Raw genomic sequence first — 17,040 nt, forward strand, 5'->3', positions numbered from 1 at the left:
GTCAGCTGTACATGCCTGTTGCTCATCCCCTGCTCAGGAAGGATCCTCGAAGCGGTACCCCATGCCGCGCACCGTGGTGAACCATTCCGCGCCCAACTTGTTGCGCAGGTACCGCACATACACGTCAACGACGTTGGAACCCGGGTCGAAGTCGTAGCCCCAGACCCGGGAGAGCAGCTGCTCGCGGCTGAGCACTTGCCCGGGGTTTCGCATAAAGGCCTCCGCCAACCCGAATTCCCTGGCCGAGAGGTCGATTTCGCGACCATGGAGCCGCGTGCGCCGGCTACCGGAATCCAGTTCCAGCGGTCCCACCCGAATCACCTGGTCCTCGGGCGCCGCGGCCTGTGGACGCAGGCGCAGGCGCACCCTGGCAAGCAGTTCCTCGAAGCGGAAGGGCTTGGCCATGTAGTCGTCCGCGCCACCCTCGAGCCCCGCCACGGTGTCGTCGATGCTGGACCGTGCCGTGAGGATGATGACGGGGGTGTCGACGTTGGTGGAGCGGATGCGGCCCAGGACCGAGAAGCCGTCCTCGTCGGGAAGTCCCAGGTCCAGAATGATCAACTCGAAGTCGCCGGTCTGGGCCAGATAGCCGCCTTCCTTGCCGGTGTCGGCCACCGTGGGCGCGAAGCCGGCGGCCTTGAGCCCCTTGGCGACAAAGGAGCTGATGCGGTCCTCATCCTCAATGATCAGTATTCGGCTCATCTTCTTCTCTCTCGGGGGCAATGGGGATTTCTATGACGAAGGTTGAGCCGATGCCCACATCGGAGCTGACCCCGACGCTTCCGTGGTGTGCCTCGGCGATGGCCGAGACAATGTTCAGTCCCAGTCCGGACCCCTCGGTGCGTTTGGAATTGTTGCCGCGACCGAAGCGCTCGAATATCCGGTCCTGGTCGGCAACGGCGATGCCGACTCCCTCATCGCGTACCCAGAGACGCAGCACCGGGGCGTTGCTGGCGTCGGTTGCGATATTGGTTCCCATGGTAATCGTGGACCCGTCGGCGGAGAACTTGACCGCGTTGGAGCACAACTGCAGCATCGCCTGGGTGACGCGTTGCGGATCGAGATTGGCAGTTGCCTCCACGCGATGGCCGATCCGCCAGTTGCGGTCGCCGAGCGGACGCGCCTTGTCGAGCAGGTCATCGAGCAGGGTGCCGATGTTTGTGTCCACGGGTTGGACGAAGTCGACCCCGTTGGAGTTGGCGAGGGTGACCAGGTCGTTGATGAGGAAAGACATCCGGTCCAGTTCCGCCAGGGCGATGTCCCGCGACTGGTTGACGTCCTCGGGGTCCAGGGGATTCATGAGTTCCAGGTGCCCCTGCACGATGGTCACCGGCGTCCTGAGCTCGTGGCCCACGTCGTCAAGGAGCTGGCGCTGGGAGACCATGGCGTTCTCCACGCGGTCGAGCATGGCGTTGACGGTGATCGTCAGCTCGGCCAGGTCGTCGCGTCCGACCACCTCGATGCGCTTGGACAAGTCCGATTCGGAGATCTTCCGGGCGGTGTCGCGCAGCAGCGCCACGGGACGCAGGAACCTGCCCACCAGCAGCCAGCCGGCCGCTCCGGCCACCAGCAGGACGACGACCCCGACCAGGACATACATCAGGAAGCCGCGGTTCAGGGCCTGCCTTTCGGCGGTGTAATCGTAGGCGAGGAACAAGTGGGCCGGCGGTTGCGGCTGGGCCAGGGTCAGGGGAATGCTCACCACGCGGTAGGTTGCTTGGGCCGTGGGCACCGTTTGGAGCATGACCCGCTCGTCCGGTGCCTCATTCACCGCCCAGGCGATGAACCCCGGGTCGTTTTCCGGACGCATTTGCACGATCTCGGGAGCGGTCCACCGGACGCTGTCGTTGACCATGCTCAGCATGCCTTCGTGTCGTGCCGGCAGGGTCTGCTGCATGGCCGCGTAGAGCAGGACCTCGGCGGTGAGCGGCTCGGCGGTGGTCGCCGATTCGGAGCTGCGTGCGGCCAGCACCTGGAATTCCTGGACACTGCGCTTGAGCGAGTCGTCGATGCGGGCATCCATGGTCCGCACCTGCAGGAGATAGACCACGGTGCCGGTGACGGCGAAGGCCAAGGTGATTAGCCCCAGCATTCCGGCCAGGACCCTGGTGCGGACGGAGAACCCGCGACGGGCGTATTTGGTGCCCTCGGGTGCGTTTGCCAGTTGCTGGGCGAGCTCGGGAATCCTAATCATCGTCGTCATCCGCACCGTCGTCGTCAAAATCGTCGTCATCGTCATCGTCGTCGGCGTCCGATGGCGGCAGCGGCTTGACCGGTGCTGACTTGCTGGGCAACACTGTCGGCTTCGGTGACGGCTTTGAGGAGGGCTTGACTGACGGCTTGACGGTTGGCTTGGCCGGCGGGCGCGACGATTCCGCGGAGGGGCTTGGGGTTGGCTTGGGCGAAGTGCTTGGTGCCACGGTGGAGGGGGACGGGCTTGCCGGTGCGGTGCCCTGCTCGACGTCGATCGCCGGTCCCAGGTTCACCGAAGGGGGAGCCGACAACCCCAGGGCCACCACATAGGTCCCCAACCCCAGGGTCAAGAACACCGCCAGCCAGGCCACGATCTTGCCAGTTTTTCCCAATCCCATGACCACAAGTATGGCCGATGATGATGAGACCCAAATGAGAGGCGGATCAAGGGTGGGTCGCACACGGCAGGTATTCCCGGTGCTTGGCCAGAGGACGGCCGGTTTCCGGCGGGGTCCTCCGGCATCCGTGGATTCTTGCAGTTGGCCCTCTTGTTGACAGGAGCAATGCGGAGGTCGACCCTGATGAGTGGGGGGACGGCAAGTTATTGAGGAGCATTGGGTATCCGGGTTGGCCAACATGCAGCGCTAGGGGATGGCATCGCAATGAGCACTTCTGTCGGAAGCGAAAGAATTCGGAGAGGTTGGCTGGATGTGGTCCAGGCGGGGCCCGCTTTGGTCCAGGGGCACCGCCTCGTCAAGACCATTCCGAGGCTGCAGGAGGCCACAGGTCCCAAGAAGGGTTTGGCCGACGCGTGTGGCACCGGCGGGACCCCTTGTCGGCTGCTGGTCATTGGGGAATCGACTGTTGCCGGAACGGGCGCTCCGACCCACGCACTTGCACTGACCGGCCAGCTGGCGGAGGGACTCTCGGTCCGGCGTCACCGGCCAGTGGCGTGGGAAGCCCAGGGTGCAAACGGCGCGACCTTGGAGCGCATCGGCAGCGAGGTGCTTGTCCGGGTCCAGCATCCGGACCCGGACATCGTTGTCTTGGTGGCCGGCGCCAATGACGCCATGGCCGGTCGGACGCCCGCGCATTGGGGCGGGGACCTGCGCAGGATCCTGGCGGCGTTCCTGGATCCGGGCAGGCCCAGGGAAATTGTTGTTGCCGGGGTGCCGCCCTTCAGATTCTTCCCTGCCCTGCCGGTGCCGTTGAACGAGTTCCTGGAACGCCGGGCCAGCCGCCTGGACGCGGTGTCGGCGCGGGTGTGCACGGAACTGGGTCTTGCCTTCGTGTCCTTCGCCGACGATCCGCCGCTGGGCGACGCCTTCTTCGCTGCCGACCGTTTCCATCCGTCGGTGGAGGGCTATGGGCACTGGGCGGCTTTCCTGCTGGATGCGCTGAAAGACCCCCGCCCGGATCCCGCCTAGCCCTGGTGGCCCGGCACAAAACAGCGGAGACCCGCGTCCTGCCCCGAGGGACGGAAACGAGCCTCCGCTGTTCGCTGTCTGGAAGCGGCCTAGTAGGCCTTGACGCGCTGTTCCACGATCAGGTGGATGAGGGCGAACTTGCCCTCATCGTCAATCGCCGTCAGCGCAGCCTCAAGGGCGGCCGGGATCTCGCTGTCGTTTTCCACGCGGACTCCGAATCCGCCGAAGGCCTGGGCCATCAACGCGAAATCGGGGTTCTTGAGCTGGGTGCCGGAAATGCGTTCCGGGTAGTGGCGTTCCTGGTGCGTGCGGATGGTTCCGTATTCCTGGTTGTCCATCACGATGACCAGCGGGGTGGCGCCGTACTGGGCGGCGGTCGCCAGCTCCTGGCCGTTCATCAGGAACTCGCCGTCGCCGGCAATGGTGACGACGCGACGTCCCGGGAAGTTCAGCGACGCTGCAACGGCCGAGGGCACCGAGTAGCCCATGGAACCGTTGCGGGCCGAAATCATCGACGCGTATTCCTCGGTGGGGAAGTAGCGGTGTGCCCAGTTGGTGTGTTCGCCGGCGCCCAGGGTGATCATGGCGTCGTGCGGCAGGCCCGCCACCAGGTTGGCCATCATGGTGTCCATGCGGGCAGGGCCCTCGGCGGGGGTCGCTGCGGGTAGGGCAGCAAACTTTTCCTGCTCGCCACGCATGCGCTCGGTGAAGGACTTCCACTCGGGCTTGCCGGCGAAGTCCATCATGACCAGGTCCCGGACAAAGACGTCGGGCTTGGCAACGATTTGGTGGGATACGGGGCCCGAGCGGCCGCGCAGGGACGGGTCGATGGTGACCAGGAAGTTTTTCTTGGTCCAGTCCTGGCGCACCAGGAACCCGTCGGTGATCACGTCGCCAGGAACGGTGCCAACGAAGATCAGCAGGTCGGTTTCCTCGAGCAGGTCGTAGGTGGGCTTCGGCCGCCCGTATCCGATGGGTCCGACGTAGGAGGGGGAGCTGAAGGGGATGTTGCCCTCGCAACGCCATTCGACGGCGGCCGGCAGGTGGTGCTCCTCGAGCCAGGTGGTCAGCGCGGTGGCGCCTTCCTGGGTCCAGTCATTTCCACCGAGCACGAACAGCGGCTTGGAGGATTCCTCGAGTGCTGCCTTGAGTTCCTTCCAGTCGGTCACGGTCATGCCGCCGGTGGCCACGGGGATGACCGGGTGCAGGGTGGGCTCGACCATTTCGCGGATGATGTCCTCGGGGAGCCCGACCACCACGGGGCCGGGACGCCCGCTCATGGCGGCGAACATGGCCTCGGCGACAATCTCCGAGGCGCGTTCGGCGTGGTCCAGGACCATGACGCGCTTGGCGCCGGTGTCGAACCAGCCCTTGATGTCGAATTCCTGGAAGGCCTCGCGGTCGCGGTGCGCGAAGGGAATCAGGCCGACGAAGAGCACCATCGGGGTGGAGTCCTGCCAGGCGGTGTGCAGCCCCACGTGCGCATTGGCCGCACCCGGGCCGCGGGTCACCATGGCGATGCCCGGACGCTGGTGCATCTTGCCGTCGGCCTCGGCCATGTAGGCGGCGCCACCCTCGTGGCGGCAGACAACGGTCTCAATCGGGGAATGGTGCAGGCCGTCCAAGACATCGAGGTAGCTTTCCCCGGGAATCACATAGGTGCGCTCCACGCCGTGGGCCACCAGGGTGTCGACAATGATGTGCCCTGCCGACTTTTTCTTCGTGGCCTGGGCATCGGGGATTGCTTCTAGGGTTTGGGTGCTCATGGCAATTGCTCCTTGTGGTCTCCGCGGTGGACGGGACTGGTTTTGCGCGGCGCGGCACTACACTGTGCATCGCCGGGTCGAACTAAATCTGAAGTTCCAGCAAATGTACATGATGTCGGCCACGTGCCAGCAGTATGCATCGAAACGCTTCTGTCATATTGGGTCGTTGATCACAATGTCTTGTTTTTCTCCCGAAAACCGGCAGTGGGTATCGGCGCCACGCGTTGGGGGTGGCGATGCCGGGCGGGCAGGGGTGTGGCAGCCGCGGGCCTAGGGTGGGACCATGACTCCCGGCAAAAATTCCGCTTCCGGGCCATATCTTCGGCCCTGGACCGATTCAGCGGCAGACATCGAATCGATCCTGGCAGCCTTTGCGGCCGACGACATGGCAGGCCAGTCCGGTGAACCGGTGAATTCCGAGGCGGCGGCACGTCGCTGGGTGGCACCGTGGATCGATCCGGACAACAACTCCGCGGTGGCCTTCGCCATCGCGAAGGACGGCACGGCGGTCGGGCACGTGATGGCCGGGGCCATCGACCGGCGCCACGACACGGCGTGGATCTCCTACTGGGTTGCACCCGAAGCCCGTGGGTCGGGGCTGGCCTCGCGGGCCACGGCGTCGCTGGCCGAACACTGTTTTGGCACGCTGGCGCTCTTCCGCCTGGAGCTTGCCTACCGGGTGGACAACCCCGGCTCCGCGGGCGTGGCCAGGAACGCGGGGTTCCGCATCGAGGGCCTGGAGCGGGCCAAGCTGCGCTACCTGGACGAGCGCGGGATGCCGGTGAGATTCGACGTCCAGACGTGCGCCAGGCTGCGCGGCGACGGGCCTGCGTCGGTCATGTCGTTGGAGATCCGCTCTTAGGGGAGCGCGGCGTAGCCGGCCATGACGCGGGAACGGCAATGGCCCGGAACCTAGGTTCCGGGCCATTGCCAAATCATGTGGTGCTCTCGCGCGCCTATGCCGTGTACGGGCTCGGCGGATACTTGGCGTTCTTCGTCTCGCCTTCGGTGACGGCCCGCTCGGTGGGCACGTTCCGCCAAGCGAACCAGCCGTAGATGCCGGCCAGTGCCTGGAAGACCGTGACGCCCAGCAGCGCCAGGGCGGGGTTCGTGCCGAAGAGCACCGCGACATAGGCAATGGCCGCGGCGGTGCTGGCCAGCCAGGCCCAGCGGTACCCGCACGCGATGCCGATCAGGGAAACGATCAGCGCCGCCTCGGCCGCAAAGGAAATCCACAATGCCGCGGTGCCATCGGTGAAGATGAACCCGGAGGTCAGCATGCGCCCCATGCGCAGGGCGGTGAAGACAACCACCAGCAACGCCCCGATGAGCAGGGGCTTGGCGCCGAAGCCGCGCTGGATGACCTTGCGGCCGAAGCGCCCGGAGTTGTCAAAGCGGGAGAAGCGCCACAGGCCAAAGGCGGCTGCCAGCATGGCCGGCACTGCGTACAGGAGCATGGATGCCTCGAACTGCAGCGCGATGACCAGCGGCCCGGCAAAGACGGCCAGGATCTGCGCCCACCAGCCCAGGTCGTTGCGCCGGGCCAGCACCACCATGGCAATGCAGCTGAGCAGTGCCGAGACGGCAAAGAGTGCCACCTGGGTTCCGGAATCGGTCCCGGGTGCCTGCGAGAAGAGATTGTAGAAAAGTTCGTCCACGAAGAATACTGCCTATTCACAAAGAAAATGGTGGGGGGCGGTGCGTTGCCTCAACTACCGATCGTAGCGCGACTTGCCGCGCCCAACCCTATTTCCCGTTGTGGTGTAACCCATCAAACATCATGGTGATGGCATGCTCCTCGACCTGCTCGGCGGTGACGTTGCCGTCTTCCCTGAACCACTCGACCAGCGAGTTGATGGTGCCGAAAAGCAGGCGTGTGGTGGTGCGGGGATCGATGTCGCTGCGCAGCGAGCCTTCGTGCTGGGCCTCGACCACGAGGTCCGAGACGCGGCGGTCCACCGCGCGGCGGCGTTCGAGGGCGTCGCGCTCGATCTCGGTGTTCCCGCGCAGCCGCAGCAGCAGGGTCACGTATTGCTGGCGCTTGACCAGCACCCGGATGGTGGAGCGGAGGAAGAACTTCAGGCGCTCCTCGGCGGTTCCGGTGACGGCGCGTTCATCCTCGGCGATGGCCTCAAGCGGGACCAGCGCCTCGTCGAGGGCCAGGCGCAGCAGGTCGCCCTTGGAGGGCACATGGTGGTAAATGGCGGACTTGCTGATGCCCAGGTTTTCCGCGAGCTTGCCCATCGACGTCGCGTCGTAGCCGTGCTTGTTGAAGACTTCCACCGCGATGGACAGGACCGAGTCCTGGTCGTATCCGGGGCGTCCGCGCTTGGTGGGTGAGGAGTTGGCAATGCTGGCAGTCATGATTCCTCATTCTCTCACGAACGGTCGGTCCGGAAATTGGCGGGGGAATTGGTGCGCCGCGGCTGGGGAGGCGGTCGGGCCCCTGCGGCCGCGGCGCACCGGGGCCTACTTGTTGCGCAGGTCGTAGATGCGGCGCAGCTTGCCCGAGGACCGGGCCAGGGTGCCGGGGTCAACGACGTCGATGGCGCAGGAAGATCCCACGTGGATCTTGATCTGCTTGGCGAGTTCCTTGCCCGCCGCCTCGGCGCGGTCCGAGGTGCAGTCCTCGCGGCGCTCGATCTTCACCGCGAGCTGGTCCATGCGCCCGGGACGGGTGATCTCCAGCTGAAAGTGCGGGGAAAGGCCGTCGATGCGCAGGGCAATCTCCTCGATCTGGGACGGGAAAAGGTTCACCCCGCGCAGGATGATCATGTCGTCGCTGCGCCCGGTGATGCGGCCCATCCGGCGGTGGCCCGGACGTGCGGTTCCCGGCAGCAGCCGGGTGAGGTCGTGGGTGCGGTAGCGGATGATCGGCAGCGCCTGCTTGGTCAGCGAGGTGAACACCAGCTCGCCGTGCTCCCCGTCGCCCAGGACCTTGGTGGGGTCGAAGGCGTCGATGATCTCCGGGCGGAAGTGGTCCTCCCAGATGTGGCTGCCGTCCTTGGTCTGGTTGGACTCGCCGGCGACGCCCGGGCCCATGACTTCGGACAAGCCGTAGATGTCGCACGCGTCGATGTCGAACATGACCTCGAGCTCGTGGCGCATCTCCTCGGTCCAGGGCTCGGCGCCGAGCACCGCGACCTTCAGTGAGGTCTTGCGCGGATCAAGGCCCGCCCGCTGCATGGCGTCGCCGATGGTCAGCAGGTAGGTCGGGGTGCAGAGGATCGCGTCCGGCTCGAAGTCCTGGATCAGCGTGATCTGCTTCTCCGTCTGTCCGCCGGACATCGGGATCACGGTGGTGCCGAGGCGCTCGGCGGCGGCGTGGGCGCCCAGGCCGCCGGTGAACAGGCCGTAGCCGTAGGCGTTGTGGACCTTCCAGCCGGGCTTCACGCCCGAGAGGCGCAGGCAGCGCGCGCCCATCTTGGCCCAGTCGTCCAGGTCCTGCTGCGTGTAGCCGACCACGGTGGCCCGGCCGGTGGTGCCGGAGGAGGCATGGATGCGGGCAACCTCGTGCTGCGGGACGGCGAACATGCCGAACGGGTAGGTCTTGCGCAGGTCCTCCTTTTCGGTGAAGGGGAACTTGGCCAGGTCCGCCAGCTCCTTCATGTCGCTGGGGTGCACGCCCGCCGCATCGTACTTTTCCTTGTACAGCGGAACCCGGTCGTAGGCGTAGGCGAGCGTGTCCTGCAGACGCGTGAGCTGGATCGATTCGATCTGGTCGCGGCTCATGGTTTCTTCGGGATCCAACGGGTTGGGCAGTTCGATCCGGGTGGAGGTCTGGGTCATGATGTGGCCTTACGTGCGATGTTTTGGGGAGATGGGGGAAAGGTGGCGTCAGGGACGCTTGGGGATGGTGCGCGAGCGGCCGCGGAATTCGGCAAGCACCTCGTCCTCGGCGCCCGGGACGCTCTGCAGGACCTGGATGTCGTAGATCCCGCTGCGCCCGGTTTGCTGGCGGCGGTTGGCCACCGCCGTGAGGGTCCGGCCGGGGATGCCGGGCTTGAGGAAGTTGATGTCGACGCCGGAGGCCACAGTGATGGTGTCCGCGGACCCGGTGTGCGGGTTGCACGACATGGCGAACGCGGTGTCGGCAAGGGCGAAAATCATCCCGCCGTGGGCGATGCCGAATCCGTTGAGCATTTCCTGGCGCAGCTCCATGGAGATGGTTGCGTGACCGTCTGCCACCTTCAGCACCTCAATGCCCAACCATTTGGCCGCGTAATCGTTCCTCAGGATGGGATGCATCAGGGGTGCATCGACGCCAGTGTCGCTCATGGGGGAGACCTCTCAGTTATTTACCGAACGATCATTAGGTAATCCTGAAATGTGAGATAAGTCAAGACGGGTGACTCCGAATCCCGAGTTTCCGGGGGACATTTCGACGCCATGTTTTCGTCCCGGCGCATGCATGTGTCCAACGCCCCCGGGGTTGCGGCAGCGACACGGCGGGACGAAAGTCCCTACTCGCCATCGGAATCCGGGGCCAGACTGGGGTATGAAATGAATCCGGCCCGAAAGCATAGGGAGATGAGCGTTGATGCGCAGGTGGAAGCGCTGGGAAGACTGGGCCGTGGTCGCCGTTGGCCTGGTCATGGCATTGACACCCCTGTGGTCCGAAAGCATCGGCAATTCCGTGCCGCTGTTGATCACCACCGGGGCACTGCTGTTTGCCGTCGGGATGATCAACCTGGGAGGGCCGAACCTCTACGGGATCGAGGTGGGACAGCTCCTGGCCGCGATGGTGGCCATCATCCTGCCCGGGCTGGGATCCTTTGCCGGGGCGAACGTGCCGGCACTGACCGCCTGGATTGGCGGGGGAGTCGCCGTGGTGGCAACGCTGCTGGCGATGAAGCCGAGCATCGACACCTCGCACAAGCTGCGGCACCAGGACGGGTAGGAACGCGCGGGTGGTCGCCCCGCACGCAAATGCGTCCCCGGGCCACGCGCCGGGGGCGCATTTCCACGTCCGTGACCTGGGTGGGGCGGCTGAGGCCTGCATAGGGAAGGCGACGAGGCGACCGGCCGCCTAGGCGCCCGGCAGGTCCTGGTAGATCCTGGCGTAGAGGGCGAGGATGAAAGGTTCCTTGGCCCGGTTGTAGTCCATCACCAGCCCCGCTCCGCCGCCGCGATCATTGGTTGCCGCCGCCTGCTCGCTCTTGATGCGCGCGTAGGCGACCCGATCGGCCTCGTGGGTTCGCAGCCAGTCGCGGAACGCAGCCATCCGGGCGGTCTCCGGGCAGCCCGGGGCCAGGACATGGACATTTGCGGCCGGGAGGCCCGAACCGGGGCCCGCGACCAGGAGCCTGTGGCGATACCAGCCAGGCTCGCGCAGGCGGAAAATGAAGCCCGCCGCCTCAAGCATCGGCACATAGCGCCCCTCCCGGTCCGGGTCCTCGACGGTCAGCACCACGTCGATGACTGGTTTGGCGGGCAGCCCCGGCACCGAGGTGGAACCCAGGTGCTCGATCGCCAGCGCACGGTGTCCCAGGGCGTGCCGGACCGCCGCAGCGAGCTCCTCGAAGTCCTGCGGCCACGTCGGCGACGGCGGGACAACCAGCACCGGCGCCGGGGCGGGACTCCCGTGGATCCACTCAACGCCACCGTCGGCAGGTTCCGGGTCCCGTACCAGGGGCACGTGGGGCAGGACGCAAAGGTGGCGGCGGCGACCGGGCCACCGGAGATCGGGCGGGGAGTCGCTGCAGCGAAAGCCGGCGGCCCGGTAGAAGCCGACGGCGTCGGTGTCGGTGCGGGCCACGACCATCGCGGCGGAAGCGTCCCTGACCAGGTGCACCAGCGCGGTGGCCACGCCCGAGCGCCGCAGCCCGGGGTCGACGGCAAGGTATTCGATTTCCACCGCGTGGCGATCCAGGCGCCGGTACACGGCCAGTGCCGCGGGGGTGCCGTGTCCGTCGACGGCAACCAACAACTCCAGGTCGGCGATTCCCCGGACCAAGTCATCGAGTGCCGGGCCGGTGGCCTCGCTGGCAAGGGTAAGCAGCGCCCGGAACCGCGGGTCGTCCCCGAGGTCCCGGACCGCTGCCGACCGGATTATCGGGGTGCTCATGCCCCCGCGGGGTTCAGGCCCAGGGTGTCAAGGGCGAAGGCGTAGTCCCAGGCGCGGGTCTTCCAGCCCTCGTAGCGCCCCGAGGCCCCGCCGTGCCCGCCGTCCATCTCGATCTTCATCACGATGGGCGCGGTGCCGGTGGTTTCCTCGCGCAGTTTTGCCACCCACTTGGCGGGTTCGACGTAGAGCACGCGGGTGTCGTTCAGCGAGGTGACCGCGGCGATCCTCGGGTAGGGCAGGGCGGAGACGTTTTCGTACGGGGAGTAGGACTTCATGTAGTCGTAGACCTCCTTCTCCTCGATCGGGTTGCCCCATTCCTCCCATTCCAGGGCCGAGAGCGGCAGCTCCGGGTCAAGGATGGAGGTCAGCGCGTCCACGAACGGGACCTGGGCGACGATGCCGGCGTAGAGCTGCGGGGCCAGGTTCGCCACCGCACCCATGAGCAGGCCGCCGGCCGATCCGCCCATCGCGACGATGCGCCTGGGATCTGCCCAGCCGGTGTCCAGCAGATGTTTGGTGGCATCCACGAAGTCGGTGAAGGTGTTCTTCTTGGCCAGCTTCTTGCCGTCCAGGTACCACTGGCGGCCCAGCTCGCCGCCGCCGCGCACGTGGGCGATGACGAAGACGACGCCGCGGTCCAGCAGCGAGAGCCGGGGGATGCCGAAGCCCGGGTCCATCGACATCTCGTAGCTGCCGTAGCCGTAGACCAGTACCGGGTTGGGAGAATCGTTGGTGATTTCCGCCCGGCGCAGGATGGTCAGCGGGATCCGCGTGCCGTCCGCCGCGGTGGCCCATTCGCGGGTGGCGCGGTAGTTGGCCGGGTCGTAGTTATTGACCTGGGTTTGCTTGCGCAGGGACAGGGTGCCGTCGGCCAGGGTGTAGTCGTAGACGCGTGCCGGGGTGAAGTCCGATGTGTAGGACAGCCGGATCATCGGCGCCTCCAGCTCGGCATTGGCCAGCGAGCAGGTGTAGAGCTCCTCGTCGAAGGCGGGCTCCACCGCCTCCCGTTGTCCGGGCGTGCCGAGTCCGGCCAGCGGCAGGAGCTGGACGCGTTCGGTGGTGTCCTTGCGCACCGAAACGACCAGGTGGGTGGCGGTGGCGGCGGTGCCTTCGACCTTGACGGTGTCGCGGTGCTCGAGCACCGTTTCCCAGCGCTGCTGACCGTAGGGCAGGGCCAGCTGGTCGGCGCGCAGCAGGGAGACCATGTTGTTCAGCGCGTCGCGGTCGTGGGTGATGACGTAGGCGCGCTCGCCGTCGACAACGACGGGGTCGGCCGAGTGCAGGATGCGGTGCTCCCGGGAGATGAGCATGACCGGGACGGCCCGTTCATCGAGCAAGTCAAGGGTGAGGGTCTCGGAGTATTCGGAGTTGCCGATGGAGACCAACAGCTCGGTGCGGTCCGCGGAGAGGTCGAAGCCCAGCCACATGCCCGGGTCGTCTTCGTGGAACACCACGGCATCCTCGGCGGGATCGGTGCCCAGTGTGTGTGCCTTGATCTGGTGCGGACGCCAGGAATCGTCGACCACGGTGTAGAAGATCCGTCGCCCGTCGGGGGAGAATGCCAGCCCGTAGAACACGTTTTCGATGGTGTCGGGCAGCAGTTCGCCGGTGTCCAGGTTCTTGACGCGCAGGGTGAAGCGCTCGTCCCCGGCGTTGTCCTGCGCATAGGCCAGCAGGGTGCCGTCTTCGCTCACGGCCATGCCGCCCAGGGAGAAGAAGGGCTTGCCCTCGGCCTCCTGGTTGCCGTCCAGCAGGACCTGCTCGCCCTCGATGGCCGCGCCCGCCTCGATGGCCGGCGGGGTCCAGTCCGCGGCGAGGTCCCCGGTGTCGGTGGCGGCCACGCGGCAGTGGATGGCGTACTGGGAGCCTTCGGCCGTGCGGGTGAAGTACCACCAGCCGCGCTTGCGGGCGGGGACCGAGAGGTCGGTTTCCACGGTGCGTGCCTTGATCTCGTTGAAGATCTCCTCGCGCAGGGCCTGCTGGCTGGAGGTCAGGGCCTCGGCGTAGGCGTTCTCGGCCTCGAGGTGGGCGCGGACCTCCGGGCTGTCCTTGTCCCGCAACCACTCGTAGTCGTCGGTGAAGGCGTCCCCGTGGTGGGTGCGAATGGTGGGGACCTTGGCGGTCCGCGGTGCGGCGGGTGCATGCTCGGCGTGGCTCATGGTTCCATTCAATCCGACAAGCCGCCGAATGGGTCCATGGCTTCGCCCAACGCGGACAAAACCGTCCCCGGGGCGGCACGCAAGGCAGCGGTCCCGGGGCCTTTCGGCTCCGGGACCGCTGCGGCGGTGCGGAAGGCTGCGGATCAGCGCCGCGGCGTCAGCGTCCGGGTGTACTGCACGGCCCCGTTGGCATTGATCAGCTTCACCGTGAAGGCCGAACCGTCGCCGGGAATCTCCACGTGGCCGAAGTACTGGTGCTCGCCCGAGCGCGGTGAGGCCATGGTCGGGCCGGCCTGCTGGAAATCGACCCGTGGGCCGAAGGTTCCGTCCAGGGCGTTGGGGCCGAAGGAGCCGGCGTTGATGGGCCCGGCCACGAATTCCCAGAACTCGTTGAAGTCCGAGAACGCCGCGCGCTCGGGGGAGTAGTGGTGGGCCGCGCAATAGTGCACGTCCCCGGTCAGGAACACCACGTTCTTGATGTCGTGCTGCTTGATCGCCGACAGCAGGCGGGCCAGTTCCAGCTCGCGGCCCAGCGGGGCGCCGTGCTCCGCGTTGGAGATCGACTCCTGTCCCTTCCCGTCGGGGACGATGAGCCCCAGCGGCAGGTCGTTGCCGATGACCTTCCACGTCGCGTCAGAGTCGCGCAGTGAGGAGATGAGCCAGGCCAGCTGTTCCTCGCCCAGCAGGGCGGTTTCCTGCGTCTCCAGGCCCGCGGTGTTCTCGCCCTTGTGGGAGCGCATGTCCAGGGCGAACACGTCCAGGTGCGGGCCGCGGCGGACCTGGCGGTAGATGCGGGAAGGCTCGAACCCTGTGCCCGGGCGCAGGGCGCGGGCGTCGGCGATGGGCATGTATTCCTGCCAGGCCTGGCGGCCGCGGGCCGCCAGGGTGTTGACGTCGCGCACGGTGTAGCGCGGATCGTCGATGGTCTCGCCCGGGTACCAGTTGTTCACCGTCTCGTGGTCGTCCCATTGGGCTATCACCGGGACCTGGGCGTACATGGCCCGCAGGTTGGCGTCCATCATGTTGTAGCGGTGGCGGCCGCGGTACTCGTTGAGGGTCTCGGCGACCTTGGACACCTCCTCGGTGATGACGTTGCGCCAGATGTTCCCGTCCGGCTCGGTCATTTCGGCGGACATCGGCCCGTCGGCGTAGATGGTGTCGCCGGAGTGCAGGAAGAAGTCGGGCTTGGTCGCTGCCATGGCTGCATAGCCGCGCATCCCGCCGATCTCCTCGTTGATCCCATAGCCCTGGCCGGCGGTGTCGGCCGTCCAGACGAAGCTCTGCGCAGCGGTTTCGTGGTTCCGGCCCCTGCCGGGGGCGGGAGCCGTGCTGAAGGAACCGCTGCCGCTCTCGCCGCGCCGGCCGGATTCGTCCTCGAAGTAGAGCTCCATCTCGAAGCGCGTGCCGGAGGGCAGCCCGCGCGCATTGATCTTGGCCGTGAAGTCGGTGCCGGCGTGCGCCCGGGGACCGGTGAACTTGACCGTTCGGGCGAAGCGTCCCTTCAACGGGTTGCCCTGCTCGTCGGCGGCGCGCAGCACAGCATGCAGGCGTCCCGGCCCGGAGGCGCGGGACCACAGGACCGCGGAGTTCGTCGAGACGTCTCCGGTGGAGATGCCCGAGGGCAGGGTCAGGCGGCGGTTCGCCAGCGGCACGCCGGATGGACGCGGAACGGCCAGGGCGGCAGGGGCGGCGAAGGAGGTGGCGGCGAGGGCGGAGAGCGCGGCGGCGCCCTTCAGCAGCGAGCGGCGATCGGGGAGCGGGGAGGTATCCATGGCCCCAGCCAACCGCACCCCGGAAACGGGAACCTTGCGCCGCGGTTAACTGCGGCCCAACCATTGGCCGCAGCAACAGGCTGCCGCGGCCTGCGGGCCCAATGCGCCGTCCACCTGGCACGTGGTGGCAGGATGGCACCATGAGCACTGCGCACGGGATCCAGGGGCGGCCATCGACCAAGACCATCTGGGAGTCGGTGCTGGCCTACGCGCCGGGCTTCCTCGAGTTCGACCGCGTGATGGCCCGGCAACCCGGGTACCAGGCGGCCGTGTCGGTGGACGGGGAGGTGCTGGGCGCCTTCTGCGGCGGCCACGCGCACCTCTCGCCGCCCGAGCCCATGACCGACTCGCACCTTTTCAGGGTCGCCTCCCACTCCAAGACCTTCACCGCCACCGCCGTGATGCTCCTGCGCCGGGAGGGGAAGCTTTCGCTGGAAGACCCGCTGGGAACCTGGCTCACCGCGCTGGCAGGCAGCGACGTGGGCGAGGTGACCGTGGCGGAGTTGCTCTCCCACTCCTCGGGCATCATCCGCGACGGGGAAAATGCCGACTTCTGGACCCTGGGCCGCCGGTTCCCCGACGAATCCGAGGTCCTGGAGATCGCCGGCCGGGGGAAGGTGCTGGAACGCAACGAGCACTTCAAGTACAGCAACATCGGCTACGGGCTCCTGGGCCTTGTCATCGAGGCGGTGACCGGGGAAAGCTACGCCGACTTCGTGCGGGCCCGCATCCTGGGGCCGCTGGGACTCGGGAACACCGGCCCGGACCTCGACGCCCGTGCACCGGAACTCGCCGCCGGGTACGGTCCGCTGGCGCTCGCCGGGGGCAGCCATGCGCTGGAGGACCGCATCGAAATCGAACACGTGCCCACCGGTTCCCTGGCGGCGGCAACGGGTTTCTATTCCACGGCCGTCGACATGGCCGCCTACTTCGCCTCCCTCCTGCCCGGGGCACCGACCAGCGTGCTGGACGACGATTCCAAGCGCCGCATGCAGCGCAAGGTCGAGGACTCCGGGACGCCGGGGCGCGGCTACGGCCTGGGGCTCATCGTGCAGGAGGTCGCCGGCAGGTTTACCCTTGGCCACAGCGGCGGCTACCCGGGACACATCACCCGAACCTGGGCGGTGCCCGAAACCGGGGTGGTGCTCAGCATGCTCACCAACGCCGTCGACGGCCCGGCAACCGCCTGGGGCGAGGCGCTCTTTGCCCGCGCGGCGCTCGCCGAGGCACCGGTGCCCGATTCCTGGGCGTCGGTGGAACCCGCGGCGCTTCGGCGCTTCACCGGCCGGTTCGCCTCGCTGTGGGAGGTGGTGGACATTGCGGAACTTGGCGGCAAGCTCTATTGGCTCACCCCCGGGCAGGCACCGAAGCCGGGGACCGCCAGGCCGCTGGAATACGTGGACGGGACCACGCTGGGCTCCGCGGACCCCAACGGTTTTGCCGGGTACGGCGAGAAGCTTCGCTTCGACCTCGACGCACACGGTGCCGCTTCCGTGCGCGGACCGGGCGGCATCCTCTTCACGCGGTTGGCGGACGTCCGGATTCCGCGCGTTCTGCAGGCACCGGTATGATGTGTGGTTTTGTGCACGCTCGCGATGGAAACCGATTCGCGGGCTGCCCGGCCACAGCGGTTCACCGCCGCGTGGGTGGTATCGC

15 protein-coding genes are annotated in these 17,040 nt (G+C 67.1%); 4 read left to right on the forward strand and 11 right to left on the reverse strand.

From position 1 onward, the window contains the following. Positions 1–33: 33 nt before the first annotated feature. From AC6CHY_RS14260 to AC6CHY_RS14270, 3 genes are read right to left on the reverse strand one after another with little or no spacing between them, the layout of a single operon-like run. Entirely contained in the window at positions 34–702 is a 669-nt protein-coding gene (locus AC6CHY_RS14260; protein WP_217389309.1) for a response regulator transcription factor, read from the reverse strand. Next, positions 680–2,194 (reverse strand): sensor histidine kinase, encoded by a 1,515-nt coding sequence (locus tag AC6CHY_RS14265; RefSeq protein WP_498227133.1) that lies wholly within the window; start codon positions 2,192–2,194, stop codon positions 680–682. The genes AC6CHY_RS14260 and AC6CHY_RS14265 overlap by 23 nt, the downstream gene beginning before the upstream one ends. After that, on the reverse strand, positions 2,187–2,591 hold the full coding sequence (locus AC6CHY_RS14270) for a hypothetical protein (RefSeq protein ID WP_217389310.1): 405 nt from the start codon (positions 2,589–2,591) through the stop codon (positions 2,187–2,189). Before AC6CHY_RS14270 ends, AC6CHY_RS14265 begins: the two co-directional genes overlap by 8 nt. 264 nt (positions 2,592–2,855) lie before the next feature. Here AC6CHY_RS14270 and AC6CHY_RS14275 point away from each other — a divergent pair, with 264 nt between their 5' ends. Continuing rightward, complete coding sequence (locus tag AC6CHY_RS14275; protein ID WP_217389311.1) at positions 2,856–3,620, forward strand: SGNH/GDSL hydrolase family protein; 765 nt, start codon at positions 2,856–2,858, stop codon at positions 3,618–3,620. Positions 3,621–3,709: 89 nt separating this feature from the next. On the opposite strand, the gene AC6CHY_RS14280 is transcribed toward AC6CHY_RS14275, so the two are convergent. Then, positions 3,710–5,386 carry a thiamine pyrophosphate-dependent enzyme gene (locus AC6CHY_RS14280; protein WP_217389312.1) on the reverse strand — a complete coding sequence of 559 codons (1,677 nt, stop codon included), beginning with the start codon at positions 5,384–5,386 and terminating at the stop codon, positions 3,710–3,712. 283 nt (positions 5,387–5,669) lie between these two features. Here AC6CHY_RS14280 and AC6CHY_RS14285 point away from each other — a divergent pair, with 283 nt between their 5' ends. Continuing rightward, positions 5,670–6,248, forward strand: coding sequence for a GNAT family N-acetyltransferase (locus tag AC6CHY_RS14285; RefSeq protein ID WP_217389313.1), 579 nt, complete (start codon positions 5,670–5,672; stop codon positions 6,246–6,248). Positions 6,249–6,342: 94 nt separating this feature from the next. Here the strand turns inward: AC6CHY_RS14285 and AC6CHY_RS14290 are convergent, their stop codons facing one another. From AC6CHY_RS14290 to paaI, 4 genes are all read right to left on the reverse strand, one after another. After that, positions 6,343–7,044, reverse strand: a complete 702-nt coding sequence (locus tag AC6CHY_RS14290; RefSeq protein ID WP_217389314.1) for a nicotinamide mononucleotide transporter — start codon at positions 7,042–7,044, stop codon at positions 6,343–6,345. Positions 7,045–7,132: 88 nt separating this feature from the next. Beyond that, positions 7,133–7,750 carry a TetR/AcrR family transcriptional regulator gene (locus AC6CHY_RS14295; RefSeq protein ID WP_217389315.1) on the reverse strand — a complete coding sequence of 206 codons (618 nt, stop codon included), beginning with the start codon at positions 7,748–7,750 and terminating at the stop codon, positions 7,133–7,135. 105 nt (positions 7,751–7,855) lie between these two features. Next, complete coding sequence (locus tag AC6CHY_RS14300; RefSeq protein ID WP_217389316.1) at positions 7,856–9,175, reverse strand: AMP-binding protein; 1,320 nt, start codon at positions 9,173–9,175, stop codon at positions 7,856–7,858. Between the two features lie 48 nt (positions 9,176–9,223). Next, a complete protein-coding gene (paaI, locus tag AC6CHY_RS14305) occupies positions 9,224–9,664 on the reverse strand; it encodes a hydroxyphenylacetyl-CoA thioesterase PaaI (protein ID WP_217389317.1) in 441 nt (146 codons plus the stop codon). A gap of 262 nt (positions 9,665–9,926) precedes the next feature. Here paaI and AC6CHY_RS14310 point away from each other — a divergent pair, with 262 nt between their 5' ends. Then, positions 9,927–10,286 carry a hypothetical protein gene (locus tag AC6CHY_RS14310; protein WP_498227134.1) on the forward strand — a complete coding sequence of 120 codons (360 nt, stop codon included), beginning with the start codon at positions 9,927–9,929 and terminating at the stop codon, positions 10,284–10,286. 129 nt (positions 10,287–10,415) lie between these two features. On the opposite strand, the gene AC6CHY_RS14315 is transcribed toward AC6CHY_RS14310, so the two are convergent. From AC6CHY_RS14315 to AC6CHY_RS14325, 3 genes are all read right to left on the reverse strand, one after another. After that, a complete protein-coding gene (locus AC6CHY_RS14315) occupies positions 10,416–11,453 on the reverse strand; it encodes a GNAT family N-acetyltransferase (RefSeq protein ID WP_217389319.1) in 1,038 nt (345 codons plus the stop codon). Continuing rightward, positions 11,450–13,612, reverse strand: coding sequence for a S9 family peptidase (locus AC6CHY_RS14320; RefSeq protein WP_498227135.1), 2,163 nt, complete (start codon positions 13,610–13,612; stop codon positions 11,450–11,452). Before AC6CHY_RS14320 ends, AC6CHY_RS14315 begins: the two co-directional genes overlap by 4 nt. A 143-nt stretch (positions 13,613–13,755) precedes the next feature. After that, positions 13,756–15,384 carry an alkaline phosphatase D family protein gene (locus AC6CHY_RS14325; protein ID WP_217389321.1) on the reverse strand — a complete coding sequence of 543 codons (1,629 nt, stop codon included), beginning with the start codon at positions 15,382–15,384 and terminating at the stop codon, positions 13,756–13,758. A 140-nt stretch (positions 15,385–15,524) separates the two neighbouring features. Between AC6CHY_RS14325 and AC6CHY_RS14330 the strand changes: the two genes are divergently transcribed. After that, the gene (locus AC6CHY_RS14330; RefSeq protein ID WP_498227136.1) at positions 15,525–16,955 is read left to right on the forward strand and encodes a serine hydrolase domain-containing protein; all 1,431 of its coding nucleotides are present in this window, start codon (positions 15,525–15,527) and stop codon (positions 16,953–16,955) included. The last annotated feature ends 85 nt before the right edge of the window (positions 16,956–17,040 follow it).

It is taken from the genome of Paeniglutamicibacter sp. GQ140, from assembly GCF_059759235.1.

Coding starts and splice junctions, on each gene's coding strand:
- AC6CHY_RS14260 (WP_217389309.1), bottom strand. CDS start 702: ATGAGCCGAATACTGATCATTGAGGATGAGGACCGCATCAGCTCCTTT.
- AC6CHY_RS14265 (WP_498227133.1), bottom strand. CDS start 2,194: ATGATTAGGATTCCCGAGCTCGCCCAGCAACTGGCAAACGCACCCGAG.
- AC6CHY_RS14270 (WP_217389310.1), bottom strand. CDS start 2,591: ATGGGATTGGGAAAAACTGGCAAGATCGTGGCCTGGCTGGCGGTGTTC.
- AC6CHY_RS14275 (WP_217389311.1), top strand. CDS start 2,856: ATGAGCACTTCTGTCGGAAGCGAAAGAATTCGGAGAGGTTGGCTGGAT.
- AC6CHY_RS14280 (WP_217389312.1), bottom strand. CDS start 5,386: ATGAGCACCCAAACCCTAGAAGCAATCCCCGATGCCCAGGCCACGAAG.
- AC6CHY_RS14285 (WP_217389313.1), top strand. CDS start 5,670: ATGACTCCCGGCAAAAATTCCGCTTCCGGGCCATATCTTCGGCCCTGG.
- AC6CHY_RS14295 (WP_217389315.1), bottom strand. CDS start 7,750: ATGACTGCCAGCATTGCCAACTCCTCACCCACCAAGCGCGGACGCCCC.
- AC6CHY_RS14300 (WP_217389316.1), bottom strand. CDS start 9,175: ATGACCCAGACCTCCACCCGGATCGAACTGCCCAACCCGTTGGATCCC.
- paaI (WP_217389317.1), bottom strand. CDS start 9,664: ATGAGCGACACTGGCGTCGATGCACCCCTGATGCATCCCATCCTGAGG.
- AC6CHY_RS14310 (WP_498227134.1), top strand. CDS start 9,927: ATGCGCAGGTGGAAGCGCTGGGAAGACTGGGCCGTGGTCGCCGTTGGC.
- AC6CHY_RS14315 (WP_217389319.1), bottom strand. CDS start 11,453: ATGAGCACCCCGATAATCCGGTCGGCAGCGGTCCGGGACCTCGGGGAC.
- AC6CHY_RS14320 (WP_498227135.1), bottom strand. CDS start 13,612: ATGAGCCACGCCGAGCATGCACCCGCCGCACCGCGGACCGCCAAGGTC.
- AC6CHY_RS14325 (WP_217389321.1), bottom strand. CDS start 15,384: ATGGATACCTCCCCGCTCCCCGATCGCCGCTCGCTGCTGAAGGGCGCC.
- AC6CHY_RS14330 (WP_498227136.1), top strand. CDS start 15,525: ATGAGCACTGCGCACGGGATCCAGGGGCGGCCATCGACCAAGACCATC.